This window comes from Shewanella sp. LZH-2, assembly GCF_016859145.1.
Taxonomy (GTDB): domain Bacteria; phylum Pseudomonadota; class Gammaproteobacteria; order Enterobacterales; family Shewanellaceae; genus Shewanella; species Shewanella xiamenensis.
Map to the genome: position 1 here is coordinate 3,404,719 of NZ_CP069350.1, position 15,859 is coordinate 3,420,577.

The following is a 15,859-nucleotide window of genomic DNA, read 5'->3' on the forward strand; positions in this document are numbered from 1 at the left end:
CATTCTATTAAATATACCATCTGGAAAAACGCGCATGCGCGTTTCCCAAACCTATTAACTAAAAATCTGTCACCATAGTTAATTGATTTGATAGAATTTTATTTATTGCGGATGTAATTAGTGCGCACTGATTTTGTCTAAAAATCATACCAAAAACCTAAATTTAAATACGACTGTATACCCATGCATTGTTAGCCGATTTATGGTAGGGCCAAACATAGGTAACTAGACGAGAATTTGTATGGCAACAGGAGTAGGAATTTTCGGTTGAGCTAACGAGCCGAAACACGGAATGGGGCAAAAGCTTGTCAAAGCGCCATCAAAATCCGTTTGTCCCCTCTTGATCTCTACCTCTTTACTTAAGTCTTTAGCTGCATTCCCTCGACAGGACAATTCTACATCATTAAAAAGACATAGAATTAACATAGAATTAAATTCTATTGACCATTTGACACGCTTTTAATTTTAACCTATGATGTCATAGCATAGAACAATATAGATTACTCATAGAAGACTCTTCTATATTCAATCTGTTTCCATTTTTTATCTTATAGGAGGTTGTATGGCTATAGAACTACTCATTAGGCTCAGTGGTGAAGACTTATCTCATGTTACGCTGCTCGCAAATAAGCTAGGAGTATCTATTGAAGAGGCATTAAGTTTGTCTCTTCAAAATCAGGTTAAAGCGCAAGTAGCGAAAGATGAGGAGGTGAAAAAAGTGGATCAAAGTCGCTTAATGAACGCAGCATTGCATAATGCATTTATGTTAGATGAGGGCGCTGAGTTTTCTCTTACAGAATTACTTGGTGAAGCGTGGGCTCAAGTGGAGAGCCCTAGAGCTTTTGGTCGTAGTTTCAGAAAGGAGTTAGAATCACTGGGAATTGGTCTGTTATCACATAAGACAGTAGATAATAAGGCTATTTATAAGCGGACAGACAGAGGTGAAAAACCGGAGTAAAAGCCTTAATTCACTTAACAGTCGCTCTATGCACCACGAAGAAGGTCTGCCAGTTGCAGACCTTCTTCGTTGTTCAGTGCAGAAATTTAGATTAGAAAATATATAGCGAATTGTCATTCACGTACTGTGAAGGAGCTTTAACTCTAACGCGAAAAGGGGCAAAAATGAGTTAACTCAATCTATCGACAGTCAATGCACCCAGAACGGAATCTTGTTGGATTAACTCCAGCCTAATCCACCTAGCTGTCATCTGCATGTCACTTAAGCTTCATCATTCAGTCAAAGCCCGTCACTAATCTCTAAGGCAGTCAACAGCCGCATAGGGTGAATATGAGATGACTGGAGCTAATTACAGGGGACTTGATCGCACGCTTATCGACGCACTTAAGACTCCCCGCAATTCTTCCCGTAACACTCCTTCCAACTCTTCCGACAATGCTCCATCCAGTGTTAACGCCACTTCCTTCTCAACCCCACATATTGCCAACGCCAGCAATGCCGCAAATAACCAAGCCATCACAGTTAACGCCCTCTGGTTATCGGATATCCATCTAGGTTGTAAGGATTGCAAAGCCGACTATCTGTTAAGCCTATTAAATACCGTGCGTTGTCAGCACTTGTATCTGGTCGGCGATATTGTGGATTTATGGGCGCTCAAACGCCGCCTGCACTGGCCCGAGAGCCACAATAAGGTATTGCAAAAGCTGATTGAACTGGCACAAAACGGCACTCAGGTGATGTATCTGCCGGGTAACCACGATGAGCTAATCAAGCCCTATGCCGAACTGACGCTGCTGAACATCAAAATTGCCCGCCAACATATTCATCAGGGGGTTGGCGGCCACAAACTGTTAATGCTGCATGGCGATCAGTTCGATGCAGATGTTTGCGTTGGCCGCTTCTACGCTAGCTTGGGCGATCACCTCTACGACTTACTGCTGTTTCTCAACCGCAACCTCCATCGCCTGCGTGAGCGTTTAGGTTACCCGTATTGGTCACTTGCCAGCTATATGAAATCACGCGTTGGCAAGGCGCAGACGGCTATCGCCCGTTTTCGCCAAGCCGTGGTGAATTATGCCCAGCACTATGATGTGGATGGCGTGATCTGCGGCCATATCCACCAGCCAGAGCTATCGATTCACGCTCGAGATAACCAATACAGTACGCCGGATAAACGCCAAATAGTCTATGCCAATGATGGTGACTGGGTAGAAAACTGTAGCCTGATCACCGAAACCTTAAACGGGGAATTACAACTCTGCCGCTGGAATGAGCAACACTTAAATCTCGATATTCTGAGCAGTATTGTGCTGGCAAAAACTCCGCCCAAAGCGCCTGTTAACGCCCCAAAACCTATTCCACAAACGGCCACACACAGCCCCAAACAAGCAGAAATCCAACCAAGGGATGTTGCCTAATCATGAACCCATTAACACCTCATAACCCAAACGCTGATTCATTAAGCCCTAACACATTAAGCGCCAACGCATTAACGCAGGACGCAGCCATGCTAATGCCTACCTTAAAAGCCTGTTCGATGATCTTTACCGTCGATAATGTGGTGGAGCAAAACCTGCCCGCCCTCAAGGACAAACCTTGGTTAGCCAAGCCGACTAAGGCCATGCTGCGCTACCTGTTGAATGAAAAACAATGTAACGAGATAGCCAATCAATTTGCCTATCTGCAAGGGGTCGATTTTGTCGAGCAAGTGCTCGCCAGCTTCGATTTTAGCTTTACCGTGCCCGCCAACGAGGTCGAAAATATTCCCTGCGAGGGCCGCGTGGTGATCTTCGCCAATCATCCGATTGGCTCCCTCGATGCCCTCGCCCTGATTAAACTCGTCAGCGAAATCCGCCCCGATATCAAGGTTGTGGCGAACGAGCTCCTGATGGCGCTCGAACCTTTGCATTCAATCCTGCTGCCAGTGCGTAATATGACGGGCGGCACACCGAAACAGCACCTCGAAAAAATCCACCAGCATCTGCGCAATGAAGGCGCGGTACTGATTTTCCCGTCGGGGGAAGTCTCTCGCCTGCGTCCGAGCGGCGTGCGCGATACCCAGTGGCACTCGGGCTTTTTAAAGATGGCGATTTCCTGTAATGCGCCGCTGCTGCCGATTTTTTTGGATGCCAAAAATTCTGCCACCTTCTACGGCGCCTCGATGATTTACAAACCCTTAGCTACATTGCTACTGGTCAAGGAGATGTTTAAACAGGCCAAGCGCAATATGCCTATTCGCATCGGCGAGCTTATTCCGAATGAAGCCGTGCGCTCAATGGATTTCCCGCTAAAGACCAAGATAAAACTGCTTAAAAATCATCTGTATTGCATCGGTAAAGATAAAGACCCGCTGTTTATCACCCAAAGCGCCATCGCCCACCCTGAGTCGCGCCGAGAGTTGCAGGCCGCGCTACAACAATGTGAACTCCTCGGTGAAACCCAAGATAACAAGCTGATTTATTTGTATCAGCATCAGGACAGTAACCCCATCATGCGCGAAATTGGTCGCCTGCGGGAAATTGCCTTTCGCGCCGTCGGCGAAGGCACGGGCAAGCGCCGCGATATCGATAAATACGATTCCTACTACCAACATCTGGTGCTGTGGGATAAAGAACAGTTTGAAATTGTCGGCGCCTATCGTTTCGCCAGCGGCGAGCAAGTGCTAAATCGCTACGGCGACAACGCCCTCTACAGCCAATCCCTGTTCCAATATGCCGACGACTTTATGCCCTACGTCAAACAAGGCTTAGAACTTGGCCGCAGTTTTGTGCAGCCCAAATATTGGGGCAAGCGCAGTCTCGACTACCTCTGGTTTGGCATTGGCGCCTTCCTCGCTAAACACCCAGAATACCGCTACCTGTTTGGCCCAGTTTCCATCAGCAATCAACTGCCTGGCAGCGCGCGGGAGATGCTAGTGCATTTCTACTCCAAGGAGTTTGCGCCAGCAGAGCCGCTCGCGGTATCCATGTCACCCTTTGGACTATCCAAGCAGCGCAAATTGCAGTTGGATGAAATCTATTCGGGCGAGGATTACCAAAGCCACTTTAAGCAGCTAAAACAAATGCTGGCGAGTATGGGCGCCGCGGTGCCAACCCTGTACAAGCAGTATGGCGAGCTGTGTAAGCAGGATGGGGTGAAGTTTCTCGCCTTTGGTATCGATGCCGATTTTGGCGACTGTGTCGATGGTTTGGTTCTGGTCGATACCCATAAACTGAAAGGGAAAAAGTACCAACGTTATATCGGCGCCCATTTACCCGAAGACTTACGCAATCCTTTGATGGCTGAAGATGGATCAGACAAGCAGGATTAAGCATAATCCTGTTTAAGGTATTGGCTAAATAAACATCGGTCTGTTATAAGTATCTGTAATACAGTGCATTAAGGATACACATCCTTGTAAGGGTTTATCATGCCGATCATTATCGCCGATATTATGCGTACCCGAGTCGTCACAGTCGAAATGGACGATCGTTTAACCGTGGCGAAGGAGATTTTCGAGCAGGCAAACTTCCACCATCTGCTGGTGGTGGATGAATATAAACTCGAAGGCGTGTTGTCGGAGCGCGACTTGCTGCGTGCTATCAGTCCGAATCTGGGCAGCAGCGCCGAAACCGCGAAAGATCTCGAAACCCTGCAAAAACGCGTCCATCAAGTAATGACCCGCAATCCGGTAACCGTAGCGCCACATGTGTCGCTCGATGTCGCCAGCCGTACCTTGCTGGAACACAATATTGGTTGTTTACCCGTACTGGAAAACGGCGATCTGGTGGGGATAGTGACCTGGAAGGATTTACTACGAGCCTATTGTGAACACAATGAGGTGAATGAAAGCGAGTGCTAACGGCACTCGCTTTCGACTTTATAGAGTAATACCAATCGTATCAAATATCTGTTCATTCAGCGGGAGTTAAACGGGCTTTAGACAAGGCGAAGGCTTGAAGGCATAGTGGTGCTCTGTCGAAAGCCTTAAACGCAGTATAAAGCCCGTTCAACCCCGCCCTTCGGGAGTCTCACAGGCATCTCACTCCCGTGTTACATTGACTTAAAAGGGAATAACCATTTCTTCGTCAATGCGCCTTGGATTGAGATGTCTGTGAGGCTCTGAACTGATTAGATATTTAATGTGATTGGTATAAAAAACTAGATTGCCCAGCCGCCCATATAGAAGGCAACAAGGCCCAGCGTAATGGCGAGTACACCTAACTTAAGCTGACGGATTTCACCACTAAAAATACGGCCAACCACTAAAGTCACAAACCCGAGCATAATACCCGTCACAATGTTACAACTAAGGATGATGAACACAGCACAGGTTAAGCCCGCCATCGCATCGACCTTGTCATTAAAGTCCAGCTTAGTCACATTGCTGAGCATCAATAGCCCGACATACATCAGCGCAGGCGCAGTGGCATAAGCCGGCACCAAATAGCTGAGCGGAGCAAGGAATACCATTAGCAGGAATAATCCGCCCACTATGGTCGCGGTTAAACCCGTCTTACCGCCCGCCGCCGTACCCGCTGCCGATTCGATATACACGGCCGCAGGTGCGCCGCCGACGATACCCGCAAACATGCTGCTGACAGAATCCGACGTTAATGCCTTGCCACCGCCGACGATATTATCGTCTTTATCCAGCAGATTAGCTTGACCCGCTACCGCGCGGATGGTGCCCGTGGCATCAAAAATCGCCGTCATCACCAGCGCTAGTACAATCGGTAATACCACTGGATTTAAGGCGCCCATAATATCCATTTGGCCAATCAGCGAGTGCTCAGAGGTAAAATCAGGCACGGCGAATAAACCTTGGAATTTCACGCTTGGATCAAACACTAACCCGAACAGGGATAGGCCGATAATCACCAGTAAAATCCCGCCGGGTACGCCGCGACGCTCTAAACCAATCGTCGCTGCTAAACCCAGCACGGTCGCGATAACGGGCAGGCTGTTAATGTCGCCTAACTTCACGGGCAGACCCGCGTCATTGGCCACAATCAACTGCACACTGTTAGTGGCAATTAAGAGTAAAAACAAGCCAATACCGATACCTGTACCATGGGCAATCCCCTTGGGTAGGTTAGCCAGCACCCATTGACGCACACCCGTAACGCTCACGATGGTAAAAATCACGCCCATCCAAAAGATGGCGCCTAAGGTGACAGGGATACTCATGCCCTGACCTAACACCAAGCCGAAGGCGGTAAAGGCGGTGAGTGAAATCGCACAACCAATGGCCATGGGCAGATTCGCCCAGAGTCCCATCAGCAGCGAGCCAAAGGAGGCAATTAAACAGGTAGCGACGAACACGGCACCGGGGTCGAATCCGGCTTTACCTAACATATTGGGTACCACAATCACTGAGTACACCATAGCGAGGAAGGTGGTTAACCCTGCAATCACTTCTTGGCGAACTGTGCTACCACGTTGTTGAATTGAAAAAAAACGGTTCAGAAATGAACCAGAGGGTACGGCTGTTGAACTCAATTGCTCAGACATATCTTGTTATACCTTGTGATCTCTTAAAATAGGGTCGATACCAATTGGCTTTACCATTGGCGACGCCGGCTGCGGCAGATTAGAGCCCCAAATCCAATGACTTGGGTGAGAGATCCACATCATTCTCCTACATCGGGAAAAATCCATGATCTGCAAGCAGTGACGCTTTGCCCAGTTAAAATCACTTTAACCATGCAAACGCAGCCTTTGTTGGCCGCGGATAATACTGTAAACGCCGCCAGATAGCTAAGACCTCGCCTGCACTTCAGTAAATAATTAGCCAAAAAAGTCAAAATCAGTGTTTAAAAAAACACCTAAACTGCATATCAAACTGCCGATAGCGATCACAGAAATAAGATTAACGCTCTGTCAGTAAAACAAAAAATGATGGGATTTTTAAAATTTTCATAATTTTTCATATATTGTCAAAGCCCATTCATCCCAACAGGCAAGTCCATTCACATCTACCCTTTATAGTGCTCCCATCAAAAATCGCTTTCGAACGGAGCTCTTCCCAATGACAAAGCCCACCATGCAAACATCGGATAAGTCCTCACGCAGCAATGAGTTAAAGGCGCTGGGATTCATCATTTTCATACTCTTTCCCGCACTGACTATCGCGGGGATCAGTCTCTACGGTTTCATCATTTGGATGATCCAAGCCTTCGGCGGCGTTGTCGGCCACTAATTCACTGAAACTTTGAGGACGCTATTATGAAGTGGTTAATCAACCTCTGGCGCACACTAAACAAACCCACAAAAGCTCTCACCTTAGGCGCTGTCAGCATCAGTGCTTTTATCATGGGCATCATCTTCTGGGGCGGATTTAACACCGCATTGGAAGCCACCAACACCGAAGCCTTCTGTATTAGCTGCCACAGTATGGAAAGCAAGCCTTACCAAGAGTTACAGGAAACTGTGCATTGGTCGAATCATTCAGGTGTGCGCGCCACCTGCCCCGACTGTCACGTGCCCCACAACTGGAGCCGTAAGATTGCCCGTAAGATGGAAGCTTCCCACGATGTTTGGGGCTGGTTATTCAACACGGTCAACACCCCTGAAAAATTTGAAGCTAAACGTCTCGAAATGGCGAGCCGCGAATGGAAACGTTTCGATCGCGACAATTCACTGGCCTGTAAGAACTGCCACAACTACAACTCGATGAAGTGGGAAAGCATGTCACCACTGGCGCAAAAACAGATGAAACGTGCCGCCGAAATCGACCAAAGCTGTATCGATTGCCACAAAGGCATTGCCCACCATCTACCTGAAATGGGCACGGCCCGTGCACCTGAACTCATCGCCGAAGTCGGCGCTGGCGTCAGCTCAGTCGAAACCAACCAAACCTACTACAGTGCCCTAACTAAGCCTCTGTTCTTTAGTGAAAAAGGTGATGTTGAAGCCGGTACCTTAAACGTCGCCACTAAAGTCAAAGTGCTCGAAACTAAAGGTAAGCGCATCAAAATTGCTATCGATGGCTGGCGTAAGAAAATCGGTGCAGGCCGCGTCATCTACATGGACTTTGGCGTAAACATTCTGTCGGCGCAGTTAAGCAAAGATGCAGCAGAAACCGAAGGTGTTATCCAAACCTTTGAAGAGAAAGAAGACCCAATGACAGGCCTGAAATGGCAACGGGTTGAAGCCCAAATCTGGACCGATAAGGATTACCTGCTCACCGAGCTGCAACCACTCTGGGGCTATGCCCGCGATACGTTTCGCTCAAGCTGTAGCGTGTGCCACACCCAGCCAGATGAAGCGCATTTCGATGCCAATACTTGGCCAGGCATGTTCCAAGGCATGTTGGCCTTCGTGAACATGGACCAAGACACCCAAGCGCTGGTGCAGAAATATCTGCAAGAACATTCGTCAACCTTCGTGAAAAAAGAGCACTAATTCGGGAGTAATACCATGAACAGAAGAGACTTTTTAAAAGGCTTAGCCTCAACCTCTTTCGTTGCTTTAGGTGGCAGCTCAGTGTTAGCGCCCTTAAATGCGCTGGCCAGCACAGGTTTAAATGAAGACGAATGGCTGACCACAGGCTCACACTTTGGCGCCTTTAAAATCAAACGTAAAAACGGTGTGATTGCCGAGGTCAAAGCCTTCGATTTAGATAAATATCCAACGGATATGATTAACGGTATCCGCGGTATGGTCTACAACCCATCCCGCGTGCGTTACCCTATGGTTCGCTTAGATTTTTTACTCAAAGGCCATAAGAGCAATACCCAGCAACGGGGAGATTTCCGCTTCGTTCGCGTGACCTGGGATAAAGCATTAAAGCTGTTTAAACACTCACTCGATGAAATCCAAACCCAATACGGTCCATCGGGCTTACACGCAGGACAAACAGGTTGGCGCGCAACCGGGCAACTGCATTCCAGCACCAGCCATATGCAGCGCGCGGTGGGGATGCACGGCAACTATGTGAAGAAAATCGGAGACTACTCCACCGGTGCAGGCCAAACCATTCTGCCCTATGTGTTAGGTTCAACTGAAGTGTATGCCCAAGGCACCTCTTGGCCGCTGATCTTAGAAAACAGCAACACTATCGTGCTCTGGTCAAACGATCCTTACAAAAACCTGCAAGTGGGTTGGAACGCCGAAACCCATGAGGCCTTCGCTTACCTCGCGCAGCTAAAAGAGAAGGTAAAACAGGGCAAGATCCGCGTAATAAGTATCGACCCTGTGGTCACCAAAACTCAGGCTTACCTTGGCTGTGAACAGTTGTATGTCAACCCACAGACTGACGTGACGCTGATGCTGGCCATCGCCCATGAGATGATCACCCAAAAACTTTACGATGATAAATTCATCCAAGGCTACAGCTTAGGCTTCGAAGAGTTTGTGCCTTACGTGATGGGCACTAAAGATGGTATCGCCAAAACACCAGAGTGGGCAGCGCCAATCTGTGGGATTGAGCCACACATCATCCGCGATCTGGCGAAAACCTTAGTTAAGGGCCGCACCCAAATCATGATGGGTTGGTGTATTCAGCGCCAACAACACGGGGAGCAACCTTACTGGATGGCCGCAGTCCTCGCGACCATGATAGGTCAAATCGGCTTACCCGGCGGCGGCATCAGCTATGGTCACCACTACTCCAGTATTGGTGTACCTGCAACCAATGCGGCGGCGCCAGGCGCCTTCCCGCGTAACTTAGACGAGAACCAAAAACCCCTGTTCGATAGCACCGACTTTAAAGGCGCGAGCAGCACCATTCCCGTCGCCCGTTGGATTGATGCGATCCTCGAACCCGGCAAAACCATTGATGCCAACGGTTCGAAAGTGGTGTATCCCGATATTAAGATGATGATTTTCTCGGGCAATAACCCATGGAACCACCATCAAGACCGTAACCGCATGAAGCAAGCCTTCCATAAGTTGGAATGCGTGGTCACTATCGATGTGAACTGGACGGCGACTTGCCGCTTCTCCGACATAGTGCTGCCCGCTTGCACCACCTATGAGCGCAACGATATCGACGTATACGGCGCCTATGCTAACCGCGGTATTTTGGCGATGCAGAAGATGGTGGAGCCGCTGTTTGAGAGTTTGTCAGACTTTGAAATCTTCACTCGCTTTGCCGCATTGATGGGTAAAGAGAAAGAATACACCCGTAATATGAGCGAAATGGAGTGGATAGAAACCCTCTATAACGAGTGTAAAGCCGCGAACGCGGGTAAGTATGAGATGCCAGATTTTGCCACCTTCTGGAAGCAAGGTTATGTGCACTTTGGTGATGGAGAGCTGTGGACACGCCACGCCGACTTTAGAAACGATCCTGAAATCAATCCATTAGGTACGCCGTCTGGCTTAATTGAAATCTTCAGCCGTAAGATTGAACAGTTCGGTTATGACGACTGCCAAGGCCATCCAATTTGGATGGAAAAAGCCGAGCGTAGCCATGGTGGCCCGGGTTCGGACAAATACCCTGTGTGGTTACAATCTTGCCACCCGGATAAACGTCTGCACTCACAGATGTGTGAGTCGAAAGAATACCGCGAAACCTACACAGTCAATGGCCGCGAACCCATCTATATCAGCCCTGTGGATGCCAAAGCGCGCGGCATTAAAGATGGCGATATAGTGCGTGTCTTTAACGACCGTGGCCAACTGTTAGCGGGCGCAGTGGTATCGGATCGCTTCCCTAAAGGTGTAGTGCGAATTCATGAAGGCGCATGGTATGGCCCAGTGGGTAAAGATGGCAGCGTTGAAGGCGGCGCCGAAATCGGTGCCCTGTGTAGCTATGGCGACCCGAATACTCTGACCTTAGACATTGGCACCTCTAAGTTGGCTCAAGCCTGCTCAGCCTATACTTGTCTGGTCGAGTTTGATAAATACCAAGGCAAAGTCCCTAAGGTCAGCTCCTTCGATGGTCCTATCGAAGTCGAAATCTAACCGAACCCACAAGGCGATGCGCCTAGTCAACTAGGCGCATTCCACTGTTATTCTTGAGGAACATGCGATGAGCAACGTCGATATCAATCATGCCAGAGCCTTAGTGTATCAGCTGCTGTCTTCTCTGTTTGCCCGTGAAATTGATGAGCAGCGCCTTAAGCAACTCACCAGTGAGCAAGCGCAGCAATTCTGGACACAACTGGGTTATGCGCCCGAGTTTAGTGCGCCAGTCGTCAGCATACAGAAGGTACTGAATGACTTAACGAGCGATGAAGCCTTGCTCGAACTTGCCGCCGATTATTGCGGTTTATTCCTCGTAGGCACAAAGCACAGCGCCTCGCCCTATGCCAGCTTGTACTTGAGTCGCGAGGAAGAACCCTTGCTATTTGGGCAGCAGCATCAACAAATGAGCGAGTTTTTACACCAGAGTAAACTGCAAGTTCAGAGTCACTTCCCTGAACCTGCCGATCACTTAGCCGTGATCCTCGCCTATATGGGACACTTAGCTTGCCACAGTGAAGATGCTGCCCAGTTAAGCTTCCTAAACGCTTGTATAGATTCATGGTTATCAAAGTTTGTCGCCAAGGTCGTTGAGTGCGATAGCAAGCACAGCAATGGCTTTTACAGTGCTCTTGCTTCGCTGACTCTTGCTTGGGTCAAGCAAGATAAACAACTATTGGAACAGACAATCAACTCATCAGTAGAACAAGTCTTAAGCTAATTGTTTTTTGATGCGGTTGAACGAAAGCGGCTCCTACTCTTGGGAGCCGCTTTTTTATGTATTTCGTTGAGCGTTGATACTTAAGCACTATTCCACTGTGACTAACCATTGTTCGAATGCCGTCATCGATGCCAGCCAGCAGGCTCTCAGTTCATTGGCCGACTGTATTTCAAGCTTTTGGGCGTCTGTGGTTTTAAGCTGCTTTTCCCATACCTGACAACACTGAGTCAGTGCTTTTAGTCCCATGCTGGCACTGCTACCCTTAAGCGCGTGCAATAGTTTTGCGCCCTCGCTGAAATGTGTCACAGAAGTTAGCTTAGAGAGTCGCTCAATTTGCTCGGCACTGGAGGTTCGATAGAGCGCCAACATATCGCTCAATGTTTTCACGCCTAACACCTCGAGATCTTGCTGTAACTGATTAAGATCTAATAAGGTTTTAGCCGATTGAGCCAATGACTCCGAAGATGCGAAGGTTAAGGAAGGACTCGCTGGCAACGCAGGACTCTCACTCCCCGAAGAAGATGGCACACACGCTGGCAACGAAGCAACGCCCAGCCATTCTGTCAGGGTTTGCAGGCTCAAGGGTTTGGCTAACACAGTATCAAACCCCGCCTCCCGATAGAGGCTAAGATCCTCCGTCTGCATCTGCGCGGTAAAGGCGGCAAACTTAATACTCTCATTAACACTCTCATTAACAATGTCATTTGTCAGTAATGCCTTTAGCTGTGGTAATAATGCTAGCCCAGAACCATCACTCAGTTGAATATCGAGCATCACAGCATCGAATGCCTTATCCGTTCTCACACACTCCAGCGCCTGCTGGCAACTGACGGCCAAGCTGGAACTGTGGCCTAAATGCGCCAAAAACCCTTGCGCGACCATGGCATTGACCTTGTTGTCTTCGATCACTAACACCCGTAGGGGATTAACCCGTTTTTGCACCTGAGTTTGCGTATCGAATGCCTTATCACACTGGGAAAAACTCAGCTCAAAACCAAACTCGCTGCCCTTGCCGGGCTCACTCTTGACCCAAATTCCTGGCCCCTGTGCATCCATCAGTTCAACTAACTGTTTGCAAATGGCAAGCCCCAAACCAGTCCCACGGCTGCGCCCCTGATTAGGCAATACGCAGTAAGGCATAAATAATTGCTCGCGCACCTCGGGCGCAATCCCCACGCCGGTATCTGCCACCACAAAAGCGAGTTTATCGCCCCGCACGCTGACATTCAGACTCACGCCGCCTTCGGGGGTGAATTTTATGCCGTTACCAATCAAGTTAAACAGCACTTGCCTCAACTTAGGGCCATCGATCTGAATACACGCGGGTAACTGGGGACGATTCAGCCTTAGGCTCAATCCCGCCAAATTGGCGCCCGCCACCATGATCGCCAGCACTTCATCGAGCAGAGCGTTGATATCCGTTGGCCGCGGCTCATTGGTTAAATTGCCCTGCTCGAGGCGGGAAAAATCGAGAATATCGCTCAGCACGGTTTGCAGCAGCGTGCCGCTGTATTGCGACAACGCGAGCATCTGTTGCTGCGCGGGCGGTAACTGACTATGGCCGAGCAAGGTAAGCGTCCCGAGTAAGCCGTTGAGCGGGGTGCGAATCTCATGGCTCATGGTCGCTAGGAATTGGGATTTTGCCTGACTCGCCTCCTCGGCAACGATTCTTGCCTTAGCATGGCCTTTGGCCTCCGCATCAAGGCGCAGGTTGGCTTCGGCCAATTCCTGTGTGCGCGTGGCCACGGTTTGTTCAAGGGCCTTTTTATGCTCGGTCAGCTCATCGGCGACCTGACGTAAATCCGCCTGCAATTTCAGGTTGTGGGCGGTTTTTCGCTTAAATGCCTCGATGGCATTGGCCATGGCGGTCAACTCATCGTCGCCGTGGGCATCGAGGCTCACATTGGTGTCCCCTAAACTTAAGCGCGACATGGCTTCGGTCGCCTGATTTAACCTCAAGGCAATGCCGCGATAGATCACCCGATAAACCACGACGGCTATGATAACCAACATTAATATGCCCGTGCCCCACAATCCCAAGCGAGCGTAAGACAACTGCATTAAATAATCACTACGCGCCAGCTCAGCCCGCTGTTGCTGTTGATTAAGCGCACTATCCACCAGCGTATTGAGGCTATAGAGTTTTTCCGCTAACTCCTGCTGCTGCCGCTGTTGCCGCTGCAAACTTTGACTCAGGTCTCGCTGTAATTTAATAATTTTGGGGGTATGGAGAAGAACAGCCAGTTCCGCCTTTAGCGCATTGAGCCTGCCGGGATCGCGTATCAGCTCAGAAACTGTCGTTAGCGCCATTAAATCGATACCCACCTCTGCCGCAGGCGAATCTGTGTTTGCGCTCGATGCCTGATCGATAGCCGTCCCTTGTTTTGGATGATTCTGCGCCATGGGGTGCGATGATGCAGTGCTGGCAAAGGTTGCCAATAAACGGGGAACACTCAATTGCAGCTCGGACTGTAATTCAGATGCCTCAAATAACTGACTGAGCAGCGCAATTTGATGCACTAACTTGAGCGCGCGATTGAGCTGTTCTTGGATATCTAGCTCACGTTCAATCACATCATCAAGCAGTTGCCCACTGCGTTTATTCCCCGCCATATCCGGGTAGGCTTGGCTGAGTTTTGCTAAAATCGCCGAGTCGACTACCGCTAATTCGGATTGCAATAACTCAGAGGCATGGGCTGCGGCAAGTGATAACTCACGGGCCCTAAGCTGCAACTCATCCCCTAAGGTAATGCGCTGGCCCACACTCTTACCCAATAAGGTTAATTGCTCGATGATTTGCCCAGCTAATACGGATAAATGATTATCTTCGTTCACATCAAGAGTTAGTAACACTTTGATGCTATTTAACATTGTGGCGCTTTCAAGGCTGAGCTTACGGCCGATAAATTCCCGCTGCCGCTCATCCTCCACTTGGCCTAACTGGGTCACGCCATCGGATAAGGCATTAGAGGCCTGCACTAATTGGCGCGCGGCTTGAGAGGCGGGTAAGGATTCTTCATACAGATAACTGTCGGCCTGCTTGAGCCAATGTAAACTCAGGCTACCTAAGCTAACCAGTAGCAACAGCAATACCCCAAGCACACCGAAGGCGAGCATGAGTCTGCCAGTTAAACTACTTCGCGATAAAGATAAAGGCGCCACACTTGTTCCTTCTGTTACAATGCCTTCGAAATGATCACTGTGGATGATACGAGACAATGGGAAAATTTTGGCAAGCTTTGCTCACACTCACCACTTTTGGCCTGTTATGTTTATCGCCTGCCAATGCCAACAGCCAAAATTGGCCATTAGAGCAACGCCATCCCTTTAATGCCAAAATTCAGCAGGCGCAGGCGCTTGATTATCATCCTCTCACTAAAGCCCAACAAGCTTGGCGTCTATGTGTCCTCGTCCCTCACCTGAAGGACGCTTATTGGATTGGCATAGATTATGGCCTAATCCAACATGCCAAATTCCTTGGCGTATCTTTAGATCTGTTCGAAGCGGGCAGCTACTACCATCAGGATAAGCAACTCGAACAGTTACGCACCTGCATGAGCGGTGACTACGACGCAATTTTACTCGGCGCAGTGAGCCCTAATCTGCTCGAACAGTTTTCCGAGCCGCTAACCAAACCCGTGCTCGCCCTAGTGAATAAACTCAATTCAGACCAAGTGCAGACCCATATCGGCGTTAACTGGTATCAAATGGGGCTAAGCGCGGGCCATTTTATTAAGGCGGATGCCAAGGCACATACGCCAACCCAGCCGACCACCTTGGCCCTCTTAGCCGGCCCTGAAAACCTCGGCGGCACCGATTTAGTCGAGCAAGGGATTCGTCATGCGCTTGAAGGGAGCAATGTTAGCATCAGTGCGATTCAGCACGCCGATAACAATCGCAATCTCTACCGCGATCAATTACAGATACTGCTAAAAGCCCAGCAGCCTAACTATATTCTAGGTAGTGCGGTGGCGATAGAAGCCGCCGTTAGCACCCTCAAACAAAAACAGCTGACGCAAGATATCAAGCTGGTGAGCAGTTACTTATCTCCCGCGATTCTGCGCGGCTTGATGCGGCAAAAAGTGGTCTACAGCAATGATGATTTGGTCGTGTTGCAGGGCAAACTCGCCATCGATGTTACGGTAAAACAGCTCGAAGGCGCCGCGCCTTTTGGCGATATAGGTCCAGCTATCGTTGAGCGCACCACCTCAAAAAATACCCTGTCGGCACTTGGCTTTAGCCTTGCCGAAGCGGATTTTTATCCCTTGTATCAAGTGCGCCCTTGAGCG

At 49.3% G+C, this 15,859-nt stretch carries 11 protein-coding genes; 9 read left to right on the plus strand and 2 right to left on the minus strand.

Features of this window, described 5'->3' with window-relative positions; all coding sequences use genetic code 11:
* The first annotated feature begins 562 nt into the window (after positions 1-562).
* The 4 genes from JM642_RS15010 to JM642_RS15025 all read left to right on the plus strand — a co-directional run bounded on the left by JM642_RS15010 (position 563) and on the right by JM642_RS15025 (position 4,799).
* A complete protein-coding gene (locus JM642_RS15010) occupies positions 563-958 on the plus strand; it encodes a hypothetical protein (RefSeq protein WP_203432081.1) in 396 nt (131 codons plus the stop codon).
* A gap of 335 nt (positions 959-1,293) precedes the next feature.
* Positions 1,294-2,376, plus strand: a complete 1,083-nt coding sequence (locus JM642_RS15015) for a UDP-2,3-diacylglucosamine diphosphatase (protein ID WP_203432082.1) — start codon at positions 1,294-1,296, stop codon at positions 2,374-2,376.
* A 2-nt stretch (positions 2,377-2,378) separates the two neighbouring features.
* Positions 2,379-4,268, plus strand: a complete 1,890-nt coding sequence (locus JM642_RS15020; RefSeq protein ID WP_203432083.1) for a lysophospholipid acyltransferase family protein — start codon at positions 2,379-2,381, stop codon at positions 4,266-4,268.
* Between the two features lie 99 nt (positions 4,269-4,367).
* Entirely contained in the window at positions 4,368-4,799 is a 432-nt protein-coding gene (locus JM642_RS15025; protein WP_203432084.1) for a CBS domain-containing protein, read from the plus strand.
* A gap of 299 nt (positions 4,800-5,098) precedes the next feature.
* Here the strand turns inward: JM642_RS15025 and JM642_RS15030 are convergent, their stop codons facing one another.
* Positions 5,099-6,451: an NCS2 family permease gene (locus tag JM642_RS15030; protein ID WP_037415303.1), complete on the minus strand. Its 1,353-nt coding sequence runs from the start codon at positions 6,449-6,451 to the stop codon at positions 5,099-5,101.
* Positions 6,452-6,968: 517 nt separating this feature from the next.
* On the opposite strand from JM642_RS15030, the gene torE reads away from it, so the two are divergent.
* From torE to torD, 4 genes are all read left to right on the plus strand, one after another.
* Positions 6,969-7,139: a trimethylamine N-oxide reductase system protein TorE gene (torE, locus tag JM642_RS15035; RefSeq protein ID WP_011071462.1), complete on the plus strand. Its 171-nt coding sequence runs from the start codon at positions 6,969-6,971 to the stop codon at positions 7,137-7,139.
* Positions 7,140-7,165: 26 nt separating this feature from the next.
* Positions 7,166-8,344, plus strand: coding sequence for a pentaheme c-type cytochrome TorC (torC, locus tag JM642_RS15040; RefSeq protein ID WP_140906910.1), 1,179 nt, complete (start codon positions 7,166-7,168; stop codon positions 8,342-8,344).
* Between the two features lie 15 nt (positions 8,345-8,359).
* Complete coding sequence (gene torA / locus JM642_RS15045; RefSeq protein ID WP_203432085.1) at positions 8,360-10,849, plus strand: trimethylamine-N-oxide reductase TorA; 2,490 nt, start codon at positions 8,360-8,362, stop codon at positions 10,847-10,849.
* Positions 10,850-10,916: 67 nt separating this feature from the next.
* Positions 10,917-11,570: a molecular chaperone TorD gene (gene torD / locus JM642_RS15050; RefSeq protein ID WP_203432086.1), complete on the plus strand. Its 654-nt coding sequence runs from the start codon at positions 10,917-10,919 to the stop codon at positions 11,568-11,570.
* Positions 11,571-11,657: 87 nt separating this feature from the next.
* On the opposite strand, the gene torS is transcribed toward torD, so the two are convergent.
* Entirely contained in the window at positions 11,658-14,732 is a 3,075-nt protein-coding gene (gene torS / locus JM642_RS15055; RefSeq protein ID WP_203432087.1) for a TMAO reductase system sensor histidine kinase/response regulator TorS, read from the minus strand.
* Positions 14,733-14,788: 56 nt separating this feature from the next.
* Here torS and torT point away from each other — a divergent pair, with 56 nt between their 5' ends.
* Complete coding sequence (gene torT / locus JM642_RS15060; protein WP_203432088.1) at positions 14,789-15,856, plus strand: TMAO reductase system periplasmic protein TorT; 1,068 nt, start codon at positions 14,789-14,791, stop codon at positions 15,854-15,856.
* The last annotated feature ends 3 nt before the right edge of the window (positions 15,857-15,859 follow it).

What these genes read in the sequence shown, in the direction of transcription:
- JM642_RS15010 (WP_203432081.1), top strand. Translation starts at nt 563, where the DNA reads ATGGCTATAGAACTACTCATTAGGCTCAGTGGTGAAGACTTATCTCAT.
- JM642_RS15015 (WP_203432082.1), top strand. Translation starts at nt 1,294, where the DNA reads ATGACTGGAGCTAATTACAGGGGACTTGATCGCACGCTTATCGACGCA.
- JM642_RS15020 (WP_203432083.1), top strand. Translation starts at nt 2,379, where the DNA reads ATGAACCCATTAACACCTCATAACCCAAACGCTGATTCATTAAGCCCT.
- JM642_RS15025 (WP_203432084.1), top strand. Translation starts at nt 4,368, where the DNA reads ATGCCGATCATTATCGCCGATATTATGCGTACCCGAGTCGTCACAGTC.
- JM642_RS15030 (WP_037415303.1), bottom strand. Translation starts at nt 6,451, where the DNA reads ATGTCTGAGCAATTGAGTTCAACAGCCGTACCCTCTGGTTCATTTCTG.
- torE (WP_011071462.1), top strand. Translation starts at nt 6,969, where the DNA reads ATGACAAAGCCCACCATGCAAACATCGGATAAGTCCTCACGCAGCAAT.
- torC (WP_140906910.1), top strand. Translation starts at nt 7,166, where the DNA reads ATGAAGTGGTTAATCAACCTCTGGCGCACACTAAACAAACCCACAAAA.
- torA (WP_203432085.1), top strand. Translation starts at nt 8,360, where the DNA reads ATGAACAGAAGAGACTTTTTAAAAGGCTTAGCCTCAACCTCTTTCGTT.
- torD (WP_203432086.1), top strand. Translation starts at nt 10,917, where the DNA reads ATGAGCAACGTCGATATCAATCATGCCAGAGCCTTAGTGTATCAGCTG.
- torT (WP_203432088.1), top strand. Translation starts at nt 14,789, where the DNA reads ATGGGAAAATTTTGGCAAGCTTTGCTCACACTCACCACTTTTGGCCTG.